Origin of the sequence: Alteromonas algae (assembly GCF_049117195.1) — a bacterium.
In the GTDB taxonomy this organism is placed as follows: Bacteria; Pseudomonadota; Gammaproteobacteria; order Enterobacterales; family Alteromonadaceae; genus Alteromonas.
In genome coordinates this window covers 24,810-47,349 of sequence record NZ_CP185260.1, presented here as the reverse complement: position 1 = coordinate 47,349, position 22,540 = coordinate 24,810, and the positions used below count along the sequence as shown (strand labels likewise).

At 45.7% G+C, this 22,540-nt stretch carries 14 protein-coding genes and 6 rRNA genes; 4 read left to right on the top strand and 16 right to left on the bottom strand.

Going from position 1 to position 22,540, the window contains the following annotated elements; genetic code table 11:
* Window positions 1–95: 95 nt before the first annotated feature.
* Both ACOJRU_RS00205 and ACOJRU_RS00200 read left to right on the top strand, forming a co-directional pair.
* Window positions 96–845, top strand: a complete 750-nt coding sequence (locus ACOJRU_RS00205) for a hypothetical protein (protein ID WP_421133059.1) — start codon at window positions 96–98, stop codon at window positions 843–845.
* A 139-nt stretch (window positions 846–984) separates the two neighbouring features.
* Window positions 985–1,512, top strand: a complete 528-nt coding sequence (locus ACOJRU_RS00200) for an acyloxyacyl hydrolase (protein WP_421133058.1) — start codon at window positions 985–987, stop codon at window positions 1,510–1,512.
* A 353-nt stretch (window positions 1,513–1,865) separates the two neighbouring features.
* Here ACOJRU_RS00200 and rrf (ACOJRU_RS00195) read toward each other — a convergent pair.
* From rrf (ACOJRU_RS00195) to ACOJRU_RS00160, 8 genes are all read right to left on the bottom strand, one after another.
* Window positions 1,866–1,981 (bottom strand): 5S ribosomal RNA (rrf, locus tag ACOJRU_RS00195).
* A 133-nt stretch (window positions 1,982–2,114) separates the two neighbouring features.
* Window positions 2,115–4,993 (bottom strand): 23S ribosomal RNA (locus ACOJRU_RS00190).
* Window positions 4,994–5,343: 350 nt separating this feature from the next.
* Window positions 5,344–6,876, bottom strand: a 16S ribosomal RNA gene (locus ACOJRU_RS00185).
* The 16S, 23S and 5S rRNA genes sit together here, the layout of an rRNA operon.
* 773 nt (window positions 6,877–7,649) lie before the next feature.
* Complete coding sequence (locus ACOJRU_RS00180) at window positions 7,650–8,186, bottom strand: PH domain-containing protein (protein WP_421133057.1); 537 nt, start codon at window positions 8,184–8,186, stop codon at window positions 7,650–7,652.
* A gap of 176 nt (window positions 8,187–8,362) precedes the next feature.
* Window positions 8,363–8,890 (bottom strand): hypothetical protein, encoded by a 528-nt coding sequence (locus ACOJRU_RS00175; protein WP_421134681.1) that lies wholly within the window; start codon window positions 8,888–8,890, stop codon window positions 8,363–8,365.
* Between the two features lie 610 nt (window positions 8,891–9,500).
* Window positions 9,501–9,616, bottom strand: a 5S ribosomal RNA gene (rrf, locus tag ACOJRU_RS00170).
* A gap of 134 nt (window positions 9,617–9,750) precedes the next feature.
* Window positions 9,751–12,629: ribosomal RNA gene (locus ACOJRU_RS00165) — 23S ribosomal RNA — on the bottom strand.
* 350 nt (window positions 12,630–12,979) lie between these two features.
* A 16S ribosomal RNA gene (locus ACOJRU_RS00160) occupies window positions 12,980–14,512 on the bottom strand.
* Between the two features lie 532 nt (window positions 14,513–15,044).
* Between ACOJRU_RS00160 and ACOJRU_RS00155 the strand changes: the two genes are divergently transcribed.
* The gene (locus tag ACOJRU_RS00155) at window positions 15,045–15,572 is read left to right on the top strand and encodes a gamma carbonic anhydrase family protein (RefSeq protein ID WP_421133056.1); all 528 of its coding nucleotides are present in this window, start codon (window positions 15,045–15,047) and stop codon (window positions 15,570–15,572) included.
* 37 nt (window positions 15,573–15,609) lie between these two features.
* Here the strand turns inward: ACOJRU_RS00155 and ACOJRU_RS00150 are convergent, their stop codons facing one another.
* Together ACOJRU_RS00150 and aroE are read right to left on the bottom strand one after the other, a co-directional pair.
* Complete coding sequence (locus tag ACOJRU_RS00150; RefSeq protein WP_421133055.1) at window positions 15,610–16,554, bottom strand: hypothetical protein; 945 nt, start codon at window positions 16,552–16,554, stop codon at window positions 15,610–15,612.
* Window positions 16,555–16,689: 135 nt separating this feature from the next.
* Complete coding sequence (gene aroE, locus ACOJRU_RS00145; protein ID WP_421133054.1) at window positions 16,690–17,511, bottom strand: shikimate dehydrogenase; 822 nt, start codon at window positions 17,509–17,511, stop codon at window positions 16,690–16,692.
* On the opposite strand from aroE, the gene ACOJRU_RS00140 reads away from it, so the two are divergent.
* Window positions 17,510–17,941 (top strand): group II truncated hemoglobin, encoded by a 432-nt coding sequence (locus tag ACOJRU_RS00140; protein WP_421133053.1) that lies wholly within the window; start codon window positions 17,510–17,512, stop codon window positions 17,939–17,941. The two genes, aroE and ACOJRU_RS00140, sit on opposite strands and share 2 nt — an antisense overlap.
* Window positions 17,942–18,000: 59 nt before the next feature.
* Here the strand turns inward: ACOJRU_RS00140 and ACOJRU_RS00135 are convergent, their stop codons facing one another.
* The 6 genes from ACOJRU_RS00135 to dprA form a co-directional block, all read right to left on the bottom strand.
* A complete protein-coding gene (locus ACOJRU_RS00135) occupies window positions 18,001–18,675 on the bottom strand; it encodes an OmpW family outer membrane protein (protein WP_421133052.1) in 675 nt (224 codons plus the stop codon).
* Between the two features lie 162 nt (window positions 18,676–18,837).
* On the bottom strand, window positions 18,838–19,770 hold the full coding sequence (gene hemF, locus ACOJRU_RS00130) for an oxygen-dependent coproporphyrinogen oxidase (protein WP_421133051.1): 933 nt from the start codon (window positions 19,768–19,770) through the stop codon (window positions 18,838–18,840).
* Window positions 19,767–20,342, bottom strand: coding sequence for a Sua5/YciO/YrdC/YwlC family protein (locus ACOJRU_RS00125; RefSeq protein WP_421133050.1), 576 nt, complete (start codon window positions 20,340–20,342; stop codon window positions 19,767–19,769). The genes hemF and ACOJRU_RS00125 overlap by 4 nt, the downstream gene beginning before the upstream one ends.
* 29 nt (window positions 20,343–20,371) lie before the next feature.
* Window positions 20,372–20,914, bottom strand: coding sequence for a topoisomerase DNA-binding C4 zinc finger domain-containing protein (locus ACOJRU_RS00120; protein ID WP_421133049.1), 543 nt, complete (start codon window positions 20,912–20,914; stop codon window positions 20,372–20,374).
* Window positions 20,915–20,948: 34 nt separating this feature from the next.
* Window positions 20,949–21,425, bottom strand: a complete 477-nt coding sequence (locus tag ACOJRU_RS00115; RefSeq protein WP_421133048.1) for a DUF494 family protein — start codon at window positions 21,423–21,425, stop codon at window positions 20,949–20,951.
* Between the two features lies 1 nt (window position 21,426).
* Complete coding sequence (gene dprA, locus ACOJRU_RS00110; RefSeq protein WP_421133047.1) at window positions 21,427–22,536, bottom strand: DNA-processing protein DprA; 1,110 nt, start codon at window positions 22,534–22,536, stop codon at window positions 21,427–21,429.
* Between the last annotated feature and the right edge of the window lie 4 nt (window positions 22,537–22,540).

Genomic DNA, 22,540 nt, shown 5'->3' with positions numbered 1-22,540 from the left:
AGGTAAATCTGACGTACGTTTAAAACGTCGCTATGCGGGAGTTTGCCTTGAAGCTATGTTGTCTATTTCTACTGCTGTTAATTAATACCACGTGCGTGTCAGCTGACACTTATATCATTGGCGCTCAAAACATAAAGTACTACCCTCACTATGATTTTACGGCTGAGAACGACAAAGGCCTTGGCTGGGCCATTCTCGAAGCGTTTGCTCAGCACTCTGGCCATACTTTCGTTTATCTGAGTATGCCAGTACGTCGCCTTCAAATGGAGATGCTAAAAGGTAATGTCGACTTCGTATACCCTGATAACTCGCGATGGTATAACCAAATAACAAAAGCGGAAGAAAAAGTATTTTCAGCACCACTCACTGCAACGCTTTCTGTAACACTTTCCAAACCTTCGTTAGTCGGAAAAGGTATTGATGCTGTAACACATTTGGGTGTTCCATTTGGTTTCACGCCCGTTGCATGGCAACAACGTATTAATAATAACGCCATAAAAGTTACCGCCCTTGACGATGTGTATACCGGTCTCTCTTTACTTAATACAGGACGTATTAACGCCATGGATATTGAATATTTCGTCAGTAAGACAGTAGTTGATAGGCATCCATCACTCGGTAACTTCGCTGTAGACCTAACCCTTCCGAACAATATCGTAAACTTTCACCTCTCGACTATTAAACACGAGACACTCTTAGACGAACTCAATACTTTCTTATCTGAAAACGCTCCTCTCATAGATGACATTAAAAAACAGTATGGTGTTCACGCGATAACAGAGGTTATCGACTCGTTTCGTGAGCAGCAGGGCATAAATGAAAATGAAATATGGTCGGCTCTGTAAATATTTCTATGTTTGCTTCATATATTTCAAACTTAAACATGTTGGTCGCACCATTAATCAACATAAACCTCTGATAGATATGCACTTTAACTAGTTGGAAAACAATTTGCTTCCTATAAGGTATAAAAGGAGCAAATTAATGAAAAAAAAGTTATTAGTAGCGGCAATGTTGTCTACAACCTTATATACAGCGCCATCAATCGCAGACCAACAAGTTAGTGTCGACTATATGATAGGGTTTGATGATGTCGATGGTATTCGATTCGCCTATCAACCATTAGAGCAGTCATTAAGCACAGAGTGGTTTGGCGAACTTACCCTATCATGGGAAGTGAGTGCTGTGGTATGGGAGTACGGAGAAGGCAATACAAGGAGTACCAGTTATGCTGCGTCACTTACTCCCATCATTAAAAAACAGATAACCTCATGGAACAACAACCCTATCTATGTAGAAGGCGGCATAGGTGTCAGCTATATAGGTGATCAAGAGATTGCTGGCAAAGATATCGGCTCTAACTATCAATTTGAAGATAGACTGGGCGTACTGATAACACTTGATGAAAAACATGATTTAGCGCTTCGCTACATGCATTTTTCAAATGGCGGTTTTAACAATGACAATCCTGGTTTAGATTTTCTAAACTTTTCTTACGCATACCAGTTTTAATGCTTAAAGGGCGCCACTTACGAAAATAATAGGGTCAAAGTTATAGGGTTGACGTTATTTAGCAAAACTTATTGATAACAAGGAAGCCACTGCTGGAATTAATTAGAAAAACAGCAAATGTGCTCTGACCCCATTATTTTTTTAGCGCATAAAGTAAAAAGCCCCTGTCGTTAGACAGGGGCTTTTTTGATAACAACTGAATATGATTGCTTCAGTGAACATAACGTTTACGGTTGCCCCACAGCGCTATGTCCTAACTGACGTTCAAGAGAAACCTTGACGATCTCACGCGCTCATTTTATTAAACGCCTAAAAGCAAAAAACCCGCCGTTAGGCGGGTTTTTCTTAATGGGACCTGGCAGTGTCCTACTCTCACATGGGGAAACCCCACACTACCATCGGCGCTAATACGTTTCACTTCTGAGTTCGGAATGGGATCAGGTGGTACCGTATCGCTATGGCTGCCAGGAAAAAACTGGTTAACAATTTAGGAAATCTGATATCAATGCAATCAAGAGTAATCTACTTTTCACTCTACTTGCTTTATTCTTTATAAGCTTGTCAATCTCAACACCACTAGCCTAAAGCTTCTTGGGTGTTGTATGGTTAAGCCTCTCGGGTAATTAGTACAGGTTAGCTTAACGCCTTACAACGCTTCCACACCCTGCCTATCAACGTCATCGTCTTTAACAACCCTTCCGGACTTTAAAAGTCAGGGATGACTCATCTTTGGGCCGGCTTCCCGCTTAGATGCTTTCAGCGGTTATCCGTTCCGAACGTAGCTACCGGGCAATGCCATTGGCATGACAACCCGAACACCAGCGGTTCGTCCACTCCGGTCCTCTCGTACTAGGAGCAGCTCCCATCAATCATCCAACGCCCACACCAGATAGGGACCGAACTGTCTCACGACGTTCTAAACCCAGCTCGCGTACCACTTTAAATGGCGAACAGCCATACCCTTGGGACCGACTTCAGCCCCAGGATGTGATGAGCCGACATCGAGGTGCCAAACACCGCCGTCGATATGAACTCTTGGGCGGTATCAGCCTGTTATCCCCGGAGTACCTTTTATCCGTTGAGCGATGGCCCTTCCATACAGAACCACCGGATCACTATGACCTACTTTCGTACCTGCTCGACGTGTCTGTCTCGCAGTTAAGCTAGCTTATGCCATTGCACTAACCTCACGATGTCCGACCGTGATTAGCTAACCTTCGTGCTCCTCCGTTACTATTTGGGAGGAGACCGCCCCAGTCAAACTACCCACCAGACACTGTCCACAATCCCGATAAGGGACCAATGTTAGAACATCAAACATACAAGGGTGGTATTTCAAGGACGGCTCCACACAATCTAGCGACTGTGCTTCAAAGCCTCCCACCTATCCTACACATGTAGGTTCAATGTTCAGTGCCAAGCTGTAGTAAAGGTTCACGGGGTCTTTCCGTCTAGGTGCGGGTACACAGCATCTTCACTGCGATTTCAATTTCACTGAGTCTCGGGTGGAGACAGCGTGGCCATGGTTACACCATTCGTGCAGGTCGGAACTTACCCGACAAGGAATTTCGCTACCTTAGGACCGTTATAGTTACGGCCGCCGTTTACCGGGGCTTCGATCAAGAGCTTCGCTTACGCTAACCCCATCAATTAACCTTCCGGCACCGGGCAGGTGTCACACCCTATACGTCCTCTTACGAGTTTGCAGAGTGCTGTGTTTTTAATAAACAGTCCCAGCCACCTGGTCACTGCGACCCCCATCTGCTTCCACCGCAAGGGCTTAACAAACAGGGGCGTACCTTCTCCCGAAGTTACGGTACAATTTTGCCGAGTTCCTTCACCCGAGTTCTCTCAAGCGCCTTAGTATTCTCTACCTGACCACCTGTGTCGGTTTGGGGTACGGTTCACATAATCATAAGTTTAGAAGCTTTTCCTGGAAGCAGGGCATCAACAACTTCGCTACCTTAGTAGCTCGTCTCGCGTCTCAGCTTTAAGAACCCGGATTTACCTAAGTTCTCGGCCTACTCGCTTTCACTTGGACAACCATCGCCAAGCTTGCCTAGCCTTCTCCGTCCCTCCATCACTGATTATATAAGTACGGAAATATTAATCCGTTTCCCATCGACTACGCATTTCTGCCTCGCCTTAGGGGCCGACTTACCCTGCCCTGATTAGCATGGGACAGGAAACCTTGGTCTTCCGGCGTGGGGGTTTTTCACCCCCATTATCGTTACTCATGTCAGCATTCGCACTTGTGATATGTCCAGCAAGCTTTACAACTCACCTTCATCCACTTACACAACGCTCCCCTACCCAGCACAGTAAACTGTGCTGCCGCAGCTTCGGTATATTGCTTAGCCCCGTTACATCTTCCGCGCAGGCCGACTCGACTAGTGAGCTATTACGCTTTCTTTAAAGGGTGGCTGCTTCTAAGCCAACCTCCTAGCTGTCTAGGCCTTCCCACATCGTTTCCCACTTAGCAATATTTTGGGACCTTAGCTGGCGGTCTGGGTTGTTTCCCTCTCCACGACGGACGTTAGCACCCGCCGTGTGTCTCCCGGATAGTTCTCATTGGTATTCGGAGTTTGCAAAGGGTTGGTAAGTCGGGATGACCCCCTAGCCTTAACAGTGCTCTACCCCCAATGGAATTCGTCCGAGGCTCTACCTAAATAGATTTCGGGGAGAACCAGCTATCTCCCGGTTTGATTGGCCTTTCACCCCCAGCCACAAGTCATCCGCTAACTTTTCAACGTTAGTCGGTTCGGTCCTCCAGTTGATGTTACTCAACCTTCAACCTGCCCATGGCTAGATCACCGGGTTTCGGGTCTATACCTAGCAACTAAACGCGCAGTTAACACTCGCTTTCGCTACGGCTCCGCTATTCGCTTAACCTTGCTACTAAATATAAGTCGCTGACCCATTATACAAAAGGTACGCAGTCACACCACGAAGGTGCTCCCACTGCTTGTACGTATACGGTTTCAGGTTCTATTTCACTCCCCTCACAGGGGTTCTTTTCGCCTTTCCCTCACGGTACTGGTTCACTATCGGTCAGTTAGGAGTATTTAGCCTTGGAGGATGGTCCCCCCATATTCAGTCAAGATAACACGTGTCCCGACCTACTCGATTTCACTGTAAAGCACGCTTCGTGTACGGGGCTATCACCCTGTATCGCTCCTCTTCCCAAAGGATTCCACTACACACTAAACAGCTTAAGGGCTGCTCCCCGTTCGCTCGCCGCTACTAGGGGAATCTCGGTTGATTTCTTTTCCTAAGGGTACTTAGATGTTTCAGTTCCCCTCGTTCGCCTCGTTACACTATGTATTCATGTAACGATACCTGTAAACAGGTGGGTTTCCCCATTCGGACATCTGTGGCTCAAATGCATTTTGTCGGCTCACCACAGCTTAACGCAGACTTACACGTCCTTCATCGCCTCTAACTGCCAAGGCATCCACCGTATACGCTTAGTCACTTAACCATACAACCCTAAAAAGCCTTGAGTTTGGCCTCATGTCCGCCTTTTGAAATCGGACAAGGGTAATGTTGTATGCATGACAAGCTAATCGGAAGAATTGCCTTGCTATCAATCAATGTTGATAACAAGCAATTCAAGTCAAGTAGAGTAAAAAGTGCGTCTTTCGACATCTCAATTACTCTTTTGATTGATTACTATTAATATCAGCTTTCCAAATTGTTAAAGAACATAGTGCTTTCTAAGAAAACACTTAGGTTTGAGATAAACTCAAATCTAAGTGCTCTAAGCGGTCTTTATAAATAAACAAAACAATCTGTGTAGGCACTACATCAAGAGAACTAATGACGTAATAGTAAGGAGGTGATCCAACCCCAGGTTCCCCTAGGGTTACCTTGTTACGACTTCACCCCAGTCATGAAACACAAAGTGGTAATCGTCCTCCCGAAGGTTAGACTAACTACTTCTTTTGCATCCCACTCCCATGGTGTGACGGGCGGTGTGTACAAGGCCCGGGAACGTATTCACCGCAGTATTCTGACCTGCGATTACTAGCGATTCCGACTTCATGGAGTCGAGTTGCAGACTCCAATCCGGACTACGACATTCTTTAAGGGGTCCGCTCCACATCACTGTCTCGCTTCCCTCTGTAAATGCCATTGTAGCACGTGTGTAGCCCTACACGTAAGGGCCATGATGACTTGACGTCGTCCCCACCTTCCTCCGGTTTGTCACCGGCAGTCTCCTTAGAGTGCCCAACTTAATGCTGGCAACTAAGGACAAGGGTTGCGCTCGTTGCGGGACTTAACCCAACATCTCACGACACGAGCTGACGACAGCCATGCAGCACCTGTGTCAGAGTTCCCGAAGGCACGAAACTATCTCTAGTAACTTCTCTGCATGTCAAGTGTAGGTAAGGTTCTTCGCGTTGCATCGAATTAAACCACATGCTCCACCGCTTGTGCGGGCCCCCGTCAATTCATTTGAGTTTTAACCTTGCGGCCGTACTCCCCAGGCGGTCTACTTATCGCGTTAGCTTCGCTACTCACGGCTTAAAGCCACAAACAGCTAGTAGACAGCGTTTACGGTGTGGACTACCAGGGTATCTAATCCTGTTCGCTACCCACACTTTCGCACATGAGCGTCAGTCTTTGGCCAGGGAGTCGCCTTCGCCACTGATGTTCCTCCAGATATCTACGCATTTCACCGCTACACCTGGAATTCCACTCCCCTCTCCAAGACTCTAGTCTGCCAGTTCTAAATGACCATCCCAAGTTGAGCTCGGGGCTTTCACATCTAGCTTAACAAACCGCCTGCGTGCGCTTTACGCCCAGTAATTCCGATTAACGCTCGCACCCTCCGTATTACCGCGGCTGCTGGCACGGAGTTAGCCGGTGCTTCTTCTGTTGTTAACGTCACGGCTAGCAGGTATTAACTACTAACTTTTCCTCACAACTGAAAGTGCTTTACAACCCGAAGGCCTTCTTCACACACGCGGCATGGCTGCATCAGGCTTTCGCCCATTGTGCAATATTCCCCACTGCTGCCTCCCGTAGGAGTCTGGGCCGTGTCTCAGTCCCAGTGTGGCTGATCTTCCTCTCAGAACAGCTAGAGATCGTTGCCTTGGTAAGCCTTTACCTTACCAACTAGCTAATCTCACTTGGGCCTCTCTTTGCGCCGGAGCCTAAGCCCCGTTTGGTCCGAAGACATTATGCGGTATTAGCAGTCGTTTCCAACTGTTATCCCCCTCGCAAAGGCAAGTTCCCAAGCATTACTCACCCGTCCGCCACTCGTCAGCGAAGTGCAAGCACTTCCTGCTACCGTTCGACTTGCATGTGTTAGGCCTGCCGCCAGCGTTCAATCTGAGCCATGATCAAACTCTTCAATTAAATATATCGAATTATGAATCGTCGTATAGATACTCTCAATGAGTACCCACACAGATTGTCTTGTCTAAATTGTTAAAGAACGTTGCCGTTTCCGGCTGCTTCATCTCGAAGCGAGGCGCGTATTATACGCCTGAAGTTTTTAGTGTCAACACTTTTTGAAAACTAATTTTCGAAGCGTGTAACTCTTAAAACTGCTTCTGTGTCGTTGTTGCCAACTCCCCGAAGCGAGGCGCGCATTCTACGTGAATCTTTCCCTAGATCAACACCTTTATCAAAGTTTTTTTCTAAGTGATTACTATTTGATTAATTTGCGCATAAATACCGCGTAACGAATAAAAATGAGACATTAAAGGGGGCCTATAACATGTTGAAAACGTACATTCAGGGCGAACAAACGTGTGCACATTCTTTATATATAGCCAGATGGCTTATGCTTTTCTTTACTTATTAATGAATATGGATCGCAATTGGCCGTATTTTTGAAAAATAATGTCTTTTACCTACGCAGAAAATGAATGGGTAGGCGCTAACTCGGCCTCAGTAACCAACGCGGATAAAGAAATAGGCACGTAATATAATAAAGTGACACCATAGACACGGGTTTATAACATGCTATACCCAGATAGAGTCAGGTTACATTGGCTTATATGGGCTAACTAACAAAAGGGGAGTAAAGTATCACTAGCCTATTTAGTAGGAATGCAGTTACAAGATTAGTAATGAGCCCGGTCGTTTGACAGCATGCAGAAGATTTTGGCCTCCGTGTATACACGCTAACTATTTTTAGTTACGAGTTGCTCGAGTAGTTGCTCTATTCGCTTTGTACTTTCTAATAAAAGTGCCATGTCGTTAGCGGGTGCTGCATTGTGTGGACTAGGTGCGCGTTCTTTTGATGTAGCTTTGTCCTTTTGACTTAATATTGTCTCTCGAAAATGTATTGCTTCATCTATACCTATAAGTGATACCAATGCGCCATCGGACGACTGGCCTGCTGTTTCAAATGATAGCCGGTGTAGGTTAAACATACGCATAAGCGGGCCTTGAATAAGTGCCACGTCAGTAATCTTTTCTAAGGGAATTGATTTCTCTTCTTTATTGAAGATACCTCTTTTTACTACCAACTTGCGTTCTGTAATAGTCGCCGACATAGCCGCAAGAGACTTGCCCGCGATAATGTAAAAAAGAGGAATAGATAAAATGAGTAGTGGTATACCGACTACAGTTAACGTGGAAAATAATAAAAGACTAACGAGCCAATAGGTTTTAACGGACGGATTGAATGTGGCCTGTAATACAACATTGTCAGACATACGAGTCTCCGTGGGTGTGATGTTTAAGAGTGAAAACCTAGAGTTATTACAATAACGAGATTTAGGCGCATTGTCATAGCCTAAATGTAACAGCGTATATTCGATGGCAATATTAACGAGAGAGTGACATAGCCCGATATTAATGACGGGTAATCGCTATGGTTACAATTTTAGTGTTAATTAATACGTAATTCATCAAGACTTAAAACCATCCAACCGCTTATATAAATGTTACGCGGTCTTCTTGCGTCATATATCGCTCCTGAGCTAACAAGTGAATAAAGCGCCTCCTGCGTTAATACTAATTCATCTTTACGATAGTAATTTCTAAGCAATAACGCTTTATCAAATTTTGCATGTTCAGCTGGTGACACTGGCGTACTGTGAGCGATATTCCCAACCTTAAAGGTATAGTGTCCATCCGTAATGTTTAATAGTTTTAATGGAACATATCGAAAGCGCATGTCGGATCCGCTATCAATTGCACGGTAATCAATATAGAAAAAATCGTTTATTTGTGGTGACGCCAGTACCCGTTCTTTTTCATTAACCTGAATAATGTGTGTGCTTACAAAGAACATTGCAGCAACGAGGAGCAATACAATCTCTACATGCGCTTTAATACCATCAAGGAATAACCGAACATCGTGGCTACCTTTTACATAGTGGGGAGAGTGTAACGGTTTTATTGAAAGCGTATGCATAGTCAACAATTATCGGTCCGTGATCATTGCTTGATAGTAGTACATATTTTACGCATAACACAAGTTGCTATACTTATTTAAGCGGTGTGCTTGTTAAAACGTATTCGTCTTTCATTCTCAGAGAACACTAACTTACCTATTGTCACAACACCAGCCCTAGCAAATTTAAATGCAAACAGAATGGCATATAAGTCCCCGCCTCGATCAAACACCAAAGCGTAGACTTGATGATGGCCGATATGCAGTATTTAATTCGCTGCATACTGATAATCCTGGGAGCACATGAATAGGTGTACTGGGCAATCTGGTTGCAAGTAGACTAACTTAGGCGCATTTCGTCGTTCTCCAAATCTTCCTCAACCTTTAGTGCTTCCAACACTGCTCAGTGAAAACGAAAGTAGTAAAAGTTATAGAAAGGACCGGAAGTATTTAATTGGCTACGTTGGGGATCGGAATAGAGATAATAGAGGCATGAACGGGAAATTAACTGAAGCAATGTGCTTTTTGTGGGTTAGCGGGTATGAGGCGTATCGATGACGATCTCACGCGCTCATTTTATTGAACGCCTAAAAGCAAAAAACCCGCCGTTAGGCGGGTTTTTCTTAATGGGACCTGGCAGTGTCCTACTCTCACATGGGGAAACCCCACACTACCATCGGCGCTAATACGTTTCACTTCTGAGTTCGGAATGGGATCAGGTGGTACCGTATCGCTATGGCTGCCAGGAAAAAACTAGTTAACAATTTAGGAAATCTGATATCAATACAATCAAGAGTAATCTACTTTTCACTCTACTTGCTTTATTCTTTATAAGCTTGTCAATCTCAACACCACATAGCCTAAAGCTTCTTGGGTGTTGTATGGTTAAGCCTCTCGGGTAATTAGTACAGGTTAGCTTAACGCCTTACAACGCTTCCACACCCTGCCTATCAACGTCATCGTCTTTAACAACCCTTCCGGACTTTAAAAGTCAGGGATGACTCATCTTTGGGCCGGCTTCCCGCTTAGATGCTTTCAGCGGTTATCCGTTCCGAACGTAGCTACCGGGCAATGCCATTGGCATGACAACCCGAACACCAGCGGTTCGTCCACTCCGGTCCTCTCGTACTAGGAGCAGCTCCCATCAATCATCCAACGCCCACACCAGATAGGGACCGAACTGTCTCACGACGTTCTAAACCCAGCTCGCGTACCACTTTAAATGGCGAACAGCCATACCCTTGGGACCGACTTCAGCCCCAGGATGTGATGAGCCGACATCGAGGTGCCAAACACCGCCGTCGATATGAACTCTTGGGCGGTATCAGCCTGTTATCCCCGGAGTACCTTTTATCCGTTGAGCGATGGCCCTTCCATACAGAACCACCGGATCACTATGACCTACTTTCGTACCTGCTCGACGTGTCTGTCTCGCAGTTAAGCTAGCTTATGCCATTGCACTAACCTCACGATGTCCGACCGTGATTAGCTAACCTTCGTGCTCCTCCGTTACTATTTGGGAGGAGACCGCCCCAGTCAAACTACCCACCAGACACTGTCCACAATCCCGATAAGGGACCAATGTTAGAACATCAAACATACAAGGGTGGTATTTCAAGGACGGCTCCACACAATCTAGCGACTGTGCTTCGAAGCCTCCCACCTATCCTACACATGTAGGTTCAATGTTCAGTGCCAAGCTGTAGTAAAGGTTCACGGGGTCTTTCCGTCTAGGTGCGGGTACACAGCATCTTCACTGCGATTTCAATTTCACTGAGTCTCGGGTGGAGACAGCGTGGCCATGGTTACACCATTCGTGCAGGTCGGAACTTACCCGACAAGGAATTTCGCTACCTTAGGACCGTTATAGTTACGGCCGCCGTTTACCGGGGCTTCGATCAAGAGCTTCGCTTACGCTAACCCCATCAATTAACCTTCCGGCACCGGGCAGGTGTCACACCCTATACGTCCTCTTACGAGTTTGCAGAGTGCTGTGTTTTTAATAAACAGTCCCAGCCACCTGGTCACTGCGACCCCCATCTGCTTCCACCGCAAGGGCTTAACAAACAGGGGCGTACCTTCTCCCGAAGTTACGGTACAATTTTGCCGAGTTCCTTCACCCGAGTTCTCTCAAGCGCCTTAGTATTCTCTACCTGACCACCTGTGTCGGTTTGGGGTACGGTTCACATAATCATAAGTTTAGAAGCTTTTCCTGGAAGCAGGGCATCAACAACTTCGCTACCTTAGTAGCTCGTCTCGCGTCTCAGCTTTAAGAACCCGGATTTACCTAAGTTCTCGGCCTACTCGCTTTCACTTGGACAACCATCGCCAAGCTTGCCTAGCCTTCTCCGTCCCTCCATCACTGATTATATAAGTACGGAAATATTAATCCGTTTCCCATCGACTACGCATTTCTGCCTCGCCTTAGGGGCCGACTTACCCTGCCCTGATTAGCATGGGACAGGAAACCTTGGTCTTCCGGCGTGGGGGTTTTTCACCCCCATTATCGTTACTCATGTCAGCATTCGCACTTGTGATATGTCCAGCAAGCTTTACAACTCACCTTCATCCACTTACACAACGCTCCCCTACCCAGCACAGTAAACTGTGCTGCCGCAGCTTCGGTATATTGCTTAGCCCCGTTACATCTTCCGCGCAGGCCGACTCGACTAGTGAGCTATTACGCTTTCTTTAAAGGGTGGCTGCTTCTAAGCCAACCTCCTAGCTGTCTAGGCCTTCCCACATCGTTTCCCACTTAGCAATATTTTGGGACCTTAGCTGGCGGTCTGGGTTGTTTCCCTCTCCACGACGGACGTTAGCACCCGCCGTGTGTCTCCCGGATAGTTCTCATTGGTATTCGGAGTTTGCAAAGGGTTGGTAAGTCGGGATGACCCCCTAGCCTTAACAGTGCTCTACCCCCAATGGAATTCGTCCGAGGCTCTACCTAAATAGATTTCGGGGAGAACCAGCTATCTCCCGGTTTGATTGGCCTTTCACCCCCAGCCACAAGTCATCCGCTAACTTTTCAACGTTAGTCGGTTCGGTCCTCCAGTTGATGTTACTCAACCTTCAACCTGCCCATGGCTAGATCACCGGGTTTCGGGTCTATACCTAGCAACTAAACGCGCAGTTAACACTCGCTTTCGCTACGGCTCCGCTATTCGCTTAACCTTGCTACTAAATATAAGTCGCTGACCCATTATACAAAAGGTACGCAGTCACACCACGAAGGTGCTCCCACTGCTTGTACGTATACGGTTTCAGGTTCTATTTCACTCCCCTCACAGGGGTTCTTTTCGCCTTTCCCTCACGGTACTGGTTCACTATCGGTCAGTTAGGAGTATTTAGCCTTGGAGGATGGTCCCCCCATATTCAGTCAAGATAACACGTGTCCCGACCTACTCGATTTCACTGTAAAGCACGCTTCGTGTACGGGGCTATCACCCTGTATCGCTCCTCTTCCCAAAGGATTCCACTACACACTAAACAGCTTAAGGGCTGCTCCCCGTTCGCTCGCCGCTACTAGGGGAATCTCGGTTGATTTCTTTTCCTAAGGGTACTTAGATGTTTCAGTTCCCCTCGTTCGCCTCGTTACACTATGTATTCATGTAACGATACCTGTAAACAGGTGGGTTTCCCCATTCGGACATCTGTGGCTCAAATGCATTTTGTCGGCTCACCACAGCTTAACGCAGACTTACACGTCCTTCATCGCCTCTAACTGCCAAGGCATCCACCGTATACGCTTAGTCACTTAACCATACAACCCTAAAAAGCCTTGAGTTTGGCCTCATGTCCGCCTTTTGAAATCGGACAAGGGTAATGTTGTATGCATGACAAGCTAATCGGAAGAATTGCCTTGCTATCAATCAATGTTGATAACAAGCAATTCAAGTCAAGTAGAGTAAAAAGTGCGTCTTTCGACATCTCAATTACTCTTTTGATTGATTACTATTAATATCAGCTTTCCAAATTGTTAAAGAACATAGTGCTTTCTAAGAAAACACTTAGGTTTGAGATAAACTCAAATCTAAGTGCTCTAAGCGGTCTTTATAAATAAACAAAACAATCTGTGTAGGCACTACATCAAGAGAACTAATGACGTAATAGTAAGGAGGTGATCCAACCCCAGGTTCCCCTAGGGTTACCTTGTTACGACTTCACCCCAGTCATGAAACACAAAGTGGTAATCGTCCTCCCGAAGGTTAGACTAACTACTTCTTTTGCATCCCACTCCCATGGTGTGACGGGCGGTGTGTACAAGGCCCGGGAACGTATTCACCGCAGTATTCTGACCTGCGATTACTAGCGATTCCGACTTCATGGAGTCGAGTTGCAGACTCCAATCCGGACTACGACATTCTTTAAGGGGTCCGCTCCACATCACTGTCTCGCTTCCCTCTGTAAATGCCATTGTAGCACGTGTGTAGCCCTACACGTAAGGGCCATGATGACTTGACGTCGTCCCCACCTTCCTCCGGTTTGTCACCGGCAGTCTCCTTAGAGTGCCCAACTTAATGCTGGCAACTAAGGACAAGGGTTGCGCTCGTTGCGGGACTTAACCCAACATCTCACGACACGAGCTGACGACAGCCATGCAGCACCTGTGTCAGAGTTCCCGAAGGCACGAAACTATCTCTAGTAACTTCTCTGCATGTCAAGTGTAGGTAAGGTTCTTCGCGTTGCATCGAATTAAACCACATGCTCCACCGCTTGTGCGGGCCCCCGTCAATTCATTTGAGTTTTAACCTTGCGGCCGTACTCCCCAGGCGGTCTACTTATCGCGTTAGCTTCGCTACTCACGGCTTAAAGCCACAAACAGCTAGTAGACAGCGTTTACGGTGTGGACTACCAGGGTATCTAATCCTGTTCGCTACCCACACTTTCGCACATGAGCGTCAGTCTTTGGCCAGGGAGTCGCCTTCGCCACTGATGTTCCTCCAGATATCTACGCATTTCACCGCTACACCTGGAATTCCACTCCCCTCTCCAAGACTCTAGTCTGCCAGTTCTAAATGACCATCCCAAGTTGAGCTCGGGGCTTTCACATCTAGCTTAACAAACCGCCTGCGTGCGCTTTACGCCCAGTAATTCCGATTAACGCTCGCACCCTCCGTATTACCGCGGCTGCTGGCACGGAGTTAGCCGGTGCTTCTTCTGTTGTTAACGTCACGGCTAGCAGGTATTAACTACTAACTTTTCCTCACAACTGAAAGTGCTTTACAACCCGAAGGCCTTCTTCACACACGCGGCATGGCTGCATCAGGCTTTCGCCCATTGTGCAATATTCCCCACTGCTGCCTCCCGTAGGAGTCTGGGCCGTGTCTCAGTCCCAGTGTGGCTGATCTTCCTCTCAGAACAGCTAGAGATCGTTGCCTTGGTAAGCCTTTACCTTACCAACTAGCTAATCTCACTTGGGCCTCTCTTTGCGCCGGAGCCTAAGCCCCGTTTGGTCCGAAGACATTATGCGGTATTAGCAGTCGTTTCCAACTGTTATCCCCCTCGCAAAGGCAAGTTCCCAAGCATTACTCACCCGTCCGCCACTCGTCATCTTCTAGCAAGCTAGAAATGTTACCGTTCGACTTGCATGTGTTAGGCCTGCCGCCAGCGTTCAATCTGAGCCATGATCAAACTCTTCAATTAAATATATCGAATTATGAATCGTCGTATAGATACTCTCAATGAGTACCCACACAGATTGTCTTGTCTAAATTGTTAAAGAACGTTGCTACTTAGTAGCTTCACCGTAAGCCGTTGCTTTTTGGTGACTCACTCTGTTTGAGCGAGGTGCGTATTATACGCTGGAAGATTTTGATGTCAACACTTTTTGAAAATTTATTTTCTTAAGCGCTTCTCTTAACCTCCCGTCTTTACTGGCTTTAAAAGCTAGTAGAGACTTACTTTGAGAGGTAAGTGTTTTGCTTTCCTCCCGAAGCGGATGCGCATTTTAGGGATCTGAGCGCTCACGTCAACAACTATTTTAAAAAAAGTGTCATATTTGGTTTGTTCGTTCAAAATACCGCCGATGCGGTGATAATCCACACAATTTAGGCACTACATTTAGCGTTTACGCACACGCCTGTATGTTAAAATAACGCACATAGGGTTTTCACTCGCTTGAAAATCACTATGATTATGCGCTCTTACTAATAACCAACAATGAAAAGGTAATACTGTGACACTACGCGAATATAAGTCTATTGCCCCTACCCTTGGTGAAAACACCTATGTAGATTCGTCTTCGGTAATCGTAGGTGATGTCCATCTAGATGATGATAGTAGTATCTGGCCATTGGTGGCAGCACGTGGCGATGTAAATGTAATACGTATCGGTAAGCGCACCAACGTACAGGATGGCACTGTATTACACGTTAGTCGTCCAACTTCAACAAACCCTGACGGCTATCCGCTTATTATTGGTGATGATGTAACAGTGGGTCATAAATGTATGTTGCATGGATGTCAGCTAGGTAACCGTATTTTGGTTGGTATGGGCGCTATCATTATGGATGGTGTGGTAGTAGAAGATGACGTGTTTATCGGTGCAGGTACCTTAGTACCGCCAAATAAGCGGTTAGAAAGTGGTTTTCTTTATGTAGGAAACCCGATGCAAAAGAAGAGACCGCTTAGTGACACAGAGGTGGCTTTCTTAAAACAGTCCGCTGTTAACTATGTTTTACTAAAAGATGACTACCTGAAGTAAAGTAACAGCATCCATAGTTGGATGCTGTCTCTAAAATTTATTGATCTTCGACTTCACCAATATCGGGATCGGTTATATCGGTTACCGTTATAATTCCGCGTCGAAGATTCCAAGATAATCCAAGATTGAGTCCAGCGAGCCAATTACTCAAGCCGACTTGGTTGCTACCATTATATGCATAGGTATTTCCAAGAACAGCTTCAAGATTAGGTACGCCATTTTCTATTGGTATTTCAAGCACAACGACGCCATCATCAATAATTGAAATTGCTGTAACCTCTGCTGTCACTCCTTTCGCGCCATTGTAGGTCAAGCTCACAGCGACAGTGAGATAGTTGTCACCTTTAAAATATACTGTTGCTTGATTTGACGAAGACTGCGATATTGATACCGAGGCAGAAATTGCACCGGTTAGTGCCTTTGAAATTTGAGCTTGTAACATCGTTGACAAATTAACGGTTACATCTACTTTTCTAAGTTCAGCAGCTCTTTGAAGTTTAGATGAGATTGCACTATTTATTTGGTAGATAGACTGACCCAACTCAGAGAGACTCTGAGAGCCGCTCCACACATCACTCAGTATGTATACTGGTCTCCCGTTGACGACGCTTAATTCCATAGATACTTCGCCAAGTACACTACCAAGTGGATCAGTACTAAACCCTATAAATTCCGCAGCAGCTATTGTAACCTCATCTGGCAGCGTAGATAATTTTCGCGCTCCAATAGCATACATTCCGGGGAATTCAAGACCACCAGCATCTACAACAGTCACCTCATAATGATAACTCTTACCTTTGAAGACATCTAACACGATTACATCGGCAGGCTCACCTTTTGCTACACTAATAGCATGACTTCTCAAAGCAGAATCTGAACAGGATGAAACACTTTCACAAACTGTCACTGTTGTTGAAGCAAGAGAATTACCCGAGCTCACTAAAAGACCAGCGGTTAGAAAAAGGGAGGGGATTAACTTCATAACTTTCCTTGAATAAACGTTTTTTATAAACTCATAATGACTAATGAAAGAAAGCAAAATAAATAATATGCTCACCATCACTGAAAAAAGTTATCAAATTCGGGGGGGGGGGGAAGGAAGTTAAATTTGCTTAATCTATTCAACCGCTTTTCTTAAATATTCGATGACGTGTTTGGTATGAGGGCGTTTTCCCGTCCATATATAAAACGCTTCGGCCGCTTGCTCGACCAGCATGCCTAAGCCATCTATTTGCGTTTCAACACCTAGCATAGCCGCATCTCGCATAAAGCGCGTGGGGGAATTTTTATAAACCATGTCGTAAACCACGTCACAGTTATCTAAAACACCGTCTTGCAAGCTACACGGTAATTCATTATTCAAGCTGGCGGCCGTTGAGTTAATTATGATGTGGGGCTTAACCGTTGCTATGTCAGCAAGCGACACCACCTGCACTTTATCGTTCGAAGCAGCATTGGCTACTTCCTCTGCTTTCGCTTTCGTTCTATTTGCTATGGTCAGTGAAGCAGCCCCTGCTTCTAATAACGGAGAAATCACACCTCGCGCTGCACCGCCGGCTCCGATAAGCAACACGTGCCTGTCGTTTATCTCAACACCGCTATTTAGTAAATCGTTTACCAACCCGATACCATCTGTGTTGTATCCCAGCACGTCACCGTTATCACCTTTCATTAGTGTATTAACAGCCTGCGCATCTTTAGCAGCTTGGTCATCAACTTTTGCTAGGTTGAATGCATCAAGCTTAAACGGCATGGTGACGTTGCAACCCACCGCGTCTTTCTGCGCTAAAAACACGTTTGCTGCATCAATGAAACCATCTTCTGGCGCAAGTATCTTTTCATAAGAAATACTCTCTCCAACTTGATCGGCAAACATTTTATGAATAGTTGGTGATAAACTCTGGGCAATAGGATTTCCGAATACAGCGAATTTTTTCATGGGAATACGAAACTTCTTTAAATCGAAACGAATAGGCGACAATAAGGTCGATCAGACTACACCATATTTTCGAATAGGTGGAGAAGAGAAAGTGCGAGAATTATCGAATCGTTTTTATGACATTATGGAAACCGACCGTGTTGCAGACGAACTTTATGCTATGCACCCTCAGCCGCTTACGCGCATTCGCCATGTGTTCTTTTTATATTTGAGCTTGTGGCTGGGTGGGCCTGATGGCTATCAACGGGAATTTGGCCACCCGCGTTTACGCGCCAGACATTTGCCTTTTACCGTTACACCAGAACTGAAAGCGCAGTGGATGTACTGTATGCGCAAAGCCATGCATCAAACGGTTGATGATCTTGCACTGGCCCAGCAGCTACTTTCATCGCTAGACCAACTTGCTGAGCATATGGTGAATACGAAATAAAAAACGCGCCGATAATGTAGGCGCGCCTTTTATTTATGAAACGTTAACGCATAAGCAGCTTAGTAGGTATAGCCAATAGAGAGTGTGTATACCCATGGGTCTATTTCAATGCTGTCAACGCTGCCGCTTGCTTCACCCACGTTAAACGACGCTTCTGTATCTATATCAATAAAGCGCACAGACGCATTAACGTGCCAGTCTGTATCGATTTTATAATCCATACCTACTTGAGCAGATAAACCAACAGAGTTATCAAGTGATAAATTACTGAGGCCAGCCTCTTTGTTAGCAGGCGTAAATTCTTCATCAAAGATAAACGTATAGTTAATTCCCGCACCAATGTACGGTTGGAAAGCTGAGCTGGCATCGTTAAAGTAATAGTTTGCAGTTAACGTCGGCGGCAAATGCGTTACTTCACCTAGCGTCGTGCCTGTACCTAATGGGTCGTTTACTGAAAAATTAACATCATGCTTAAACGGCGTTGCTGCAAGTAATTCAATATTGATATTGTCAGTAACAAAATAAGCAATGTTAATTCCTAACTGGGTATTACTATCAATCGTAAGCGCGACACCTAAATCATTCCCACCTGCAATAATAGTAGATGTAGATTCGTCAGGGGTAACCGTTGTGAAACCGCCACGGACAATGATGTCGCCCTGTTGGTGTGCTGACGCGAATGGCGCTGCTAGTGCAAGAGAAAGGCAAAGTGCTGAGAGTGCTTGTTTACGCATAGTGTGTCTCTTCTGTGTTTAAATAAGATGACGTCACTGTAATACGTTTACGAATAATTCTATTGATCCAGCGCAAGGGTCATTAGCACGAGGGAATCCAATAGAATACAGGGTTGATATGGATCAAGATTACGGGCTGCAAAAGCATTGCAGCCCTACACATTACCAATCGGTTGGCTTCAGCCAATCGATGAGTTTTGCTTCTGCGCTGCCTGGCGCTGGAGTATAACAATATTCCCATCGGGCAAGTGGCGGCATCGACATTAATATCGATTCGGTTCTGCCACCGGTTTGAAGCCCAAATAAGGTGCCTCGGTCAAAAACAAGATTAAACTCAACATAACGTCCACGACGATATAATTGAAAGTCTCGCTCGCGCTCAGTAAACGCCATCGCTTTTCTGCGTTCGACAATGGGAATATAAGCATCGAGGTAACCGTTACCGACTGCCTGCATAAAAGCAAATGACTGTTCAAAACCAAGCTCGTTCAGGTCGTCAAAGAACAACCCGCCTACGCCTCGCGTTTCGTCACGGTGCTTAAGATAAAAATACTCGTCGCACCAGGTTTTGTATTTAGGATATACATTCTCGCCAAACGGGGCGCATAATTTCTTAGCTGTATCATGCCAATGCACCACATCATCTTTAAACGGATAAAATGGGGTTAAGTCGAAGCCACCGCCAAACCACCAGATAGGCGCCTCACCTTCTTTCTCCGCAATAAAGAAACGTACATTAGCATGAGAAGTAGGAATATAGGGGTTGTGCGGATGGATAACCAATGACACACCCATAGCTTGAAAGTTTCTACCTGCAAGCTCTGGCCGATTGGCTGTCGCTGACGCTGGCATTTGGCTTCCAAACACGTGTGAGAAATTCACACCACCTTGTTCAATAACAGCGCCGTTTTTGATAACGCGAGAGCGGCCACCGCCCCCTTCTTCACGTACCCAAGAATCTTCGACAAACTGCCCTTTTCCATCAGCTAATTCTAACGTCTGACAGATGTTGTCTTGTAAACCAAGCAAATAACTTTTTACTAGCTCTATAACGTCAGCAGCATTTTTGCCATCTAATTGTAACGACTGAGTCATGCGCGTATTACCTCTCCTGTATCACCATCTCTAATGACACTGGGGTTGTCTAATCCTCCACTATCACCCTCGACATATACTGCTGAATCAGCAAATACTGTTTTAGCTTCGCTAATAGTGCGTGTAGGGGGCTGCCCCGCTAAGTTTGCACTTGTCGAAACAATCGGCTTGCCGAGTTTTTCACACAACGCTTTTGCGACTGGATGATTTGTTACCCTTACCGCTATTTTCGGATGAGAACCAGATAACCAGGCAGGTGTGTTCTTAGATTTAGGTAGCAGCCATGTATTAGGACCAGGCCAGCTGGAAAAAATATCAGTACGCTTGTGCTGCAGTACCGCATCATCATTTACATAAGGTAAAAGCTGGGAATAATTGGCGGCAATAAGGATCACGCCTTTATTAACGGGCCTTTGCTTTACCTCTAATAGCTTGAGTACTGCTTCCTCATTATCAGGATCGCATCCTATGCCCATTACCGCTTCGGTGGGATACACCAGCAGCTCGCCATTGTTAAACGCGCTGATAATGGGATCAACGTTATCTTCTCGCCCTTCATGAGCGTTATTCATGGTGTTCATCTTAGTAGGTTAACTCTCGTTTACTCGCAATACCCGCATAACGGTTGAGGACAGCATGCGCGTCCTTTTTTATCGATCATGATAGCCCACCCACACTCTGGGCAGCTTTTATTTAGTGGCGTGAAATTTAACACATAACGACATTGGGGATAGTGATTGCACGCAAAAAACTGTTTACCATACTTGTTTGTGCGTGAAATAAGCTGCCCTTTGTTACATTTTGGGCAAACAACATGTGTGTCTTCTTGCTGCTTTATAGGTTCGATATGATGGCATGTGGGGAAGTTGGTACAGCCAACAAACATACCAAACCGACCTTTCTTAATCGCTAACTCTTCATTGCACAATGGGCACGATGAACCAGATAGTGTTTTCAGTAACGTTGTTTGTTTGTCGTGTAATGGTTTACTAAAATGGCAATCAGGATAGCCAGTACAACCAATAAATGGCCCTGACTTACTGTTTCGTATATGCAATGCCTTACCACAATCAGGGCAATCCCCAAATGTGTCGTTCAACGCATGTTCATGTGCTGAAAATAATGAATGGTCTATTTTCGACATGATGATTATAGCAATAACTGATGTGCTGCATTAATCAATGCAACACACCATCAGATTCGTCGAATAACAAATCTTCCATTTGTGCGTAGGCCTTTTCTTTGCCAGGTACATTAAATAGCACCATAAGCACGACCCACTTTAAATCTTCAAGGCAGAATTCTGCAGAGTCGATTTCCATAACACGGTCGATCACCATTTCACGCGTCGACGCATCGAGCACAGCCACCTGCTCTAAAAACAATAGAAAACCGCGACATTCAACATCGAGGCGCATTTGCTCGTCGTGTGTGTAGATACGACTAAGACTGGTACTAATACCTTTACAAAAGTAAGGTTTAATATCAGTTTCTTGTAGGGCTGCTAACTTTTCAAGCCATGCGAGCGCCTTGTATATTTCATCATGGTGGAAACCAGCACGCACAAGCTCTTCGGTTAACTCATCTTGGTCAACACGAATTTCTGTTTCACTGTGAATGAAATTTTCAAACAGATACATGAGGATGTCGAACATATTATTTACCCCTCAATTTAACGTAGCCGCCAGGGACAGCAGCTACTAAACCACGCAACTCATACTCTAATAACACTGCCATTACCTGATTTACAGGAGTGGCGCTGCGCTGGGCTATGACATCAATAGCAGTGATGTCGTAATCCACACTATCTAATAATGTATCGGTTGCCAAGCTATTCACTTCACTTTTTTTGCTATCGGTATCAACCTTACCCACAAAAGGTAACGGCTGCACCGCAATTTCATCGATAATGTCATCGACGTTGGTTATCAGTTTAGCACCTTGCTGGATTAACCAGTGACAACCTTCAGAATGCGTATTAAAAATGCTGCTGGGTACAGCAAATACTTCTCTCCCTATATTTGCGGCCAAATTCGCTGTTATCAAGGTGCCGCTCTTTATTTTTGCCTCAACCACCACGGTTCCTAGGGTTAACGCGGCAATAATTCTATTGCGACGAGGGAAGTGCCATGCTCTTGCAGTCACCTTAGGAAAGAATTCGGTGATACATGCCCCTCCCTGCTCGGTTATTTGAGCATGTAATTGTATATTCTTGGGCGGGTAAACGTTATCAGGCCCGGTACCTGTGATAGCTATTGTACTCGCCCTCTCGCTAAGCGCCCCCTGGTGAGCACTTGCATCGATACCCATTGCCATACCACTGACTACCGTTACTCCCTGCTGTGCCAGTTGCATTGATAGGTTGTGTGCAATTTGCTTGCCCTGATGACTGGCTCTGCGGCTTCCTACAATAGCAACGGAAGGGTTAGCCAGTAGTTGATGTTTCCCAACAACGAATAATACCAACGGTGGGTTATCTAAAGCATGAAGCTGTTTAGGATAGCTATCGCAGGCGTAAGTCACAATATGGCGATTGTCACTGGCCTCACACCAAGAAATGGCGTCGGTTACACGCGCATTAGATATTTTTTTAATGAACGGTTCACCCTCAGGTAGACCGTTTTGCCTTTGGTTAGCACTAACAATGTCTTCTGGCTTACAGTCATAAGCATCGAGTAACGCTAGCCATTTTCCGGTTGGTACATCTACCGCTGAGGCGAGTGTTAACCACGCGCGTTGCGATGATGATAATGTGTGTTGATGCATAGCC

Excerpts from the sequence above, each read along its gene's own strand:
- ACOJRU_RS00200 (WP_421133058.1), top strand. The coding sequence starts at position 985 with ATGAAAAAAAAGTTATTAGTAGCGGCAATGTTGTCTACAACCTTATAT.
- ACOJRU_RS00150 (WP_421133055.1), bottom strand. The coding sequence starts at position 16,554 with ATGAAGTTAATCCCCTCCCTTTTTCTAACCGCTGGTCTTTTAGTGAGC.
- dprA (WP_421133047.1), bottom strand. The coding sequence starts at position 22,536 with ATGCATCAACACACATTATCATCATCGCAACGCGCGTGGTTAACACTC.
- ACOJRU_RS00180 (WP_421133057.1), bottom strand. The coding sequence starts at position 8,186 with ATGTCTGACAATGTTGTATTACAGGCCACATTCAATCCGTCCGTTAAA.
- aroE (WP_421133054.1), bottom strand. The coding sequence starts at position 17,511 with ATGAAAAAATTCGCTGTATTCGGAAATCCTATTGCCCAGAGTTTATCA.
- ACOJRU_RS00125 (WP_421133050.1), bottom strand. The coding sequence starts at position 20,342 with ATGAATAACGCTCATGAAGGGCGAGAAGATAACGTTGATCCCATTATC.
- ACOJRU_RS00140 (WP_421133053.1), top strand. The coding sequence starts at position 17,510 with ATGGGAATACGAAACTTCTTTAAATCGAAACGAATAGGCGACAATAAG.
- hemF (WP_421133051.1), bottom strand. The coding sequence starts at position 19,770 with ATGACTCAGTCGTTACAATTAGATGGCAAAAATGCTGCTGACGTTATA.
- ACOJRU_RS00135 (WP_421133052.1), bottom strand. The coding sequence starts at position 18,675 with ATGCGTAAACAAGCACTCTCAGCACTTTGCCTTTCTCTTGCACTAGCA.
- ACOJRU_RS00120 (WP_421133049.1), bottom strand. The coding sequence starts at position 20,914 with ATGTCGAAAATAGACCATTCATTATTTTCAGCACATGAACATGCGTTG.
- ACOJRU_RS00175 (WP_421134681.1), bottom strand. The coding sequence starts at position 8,890 with ATGCATACGCTTTCAATAAAACCGTTACACTCTCCCCACTATGTAAAA.
- ACOJRU_RS00115 (WP_421133048.1), bottom strand. The coding sequence starts at position 21,425 with ATGTTCGACATCCTCATGTATCTGTTTGAAAATTTCATTCACAGTGAA.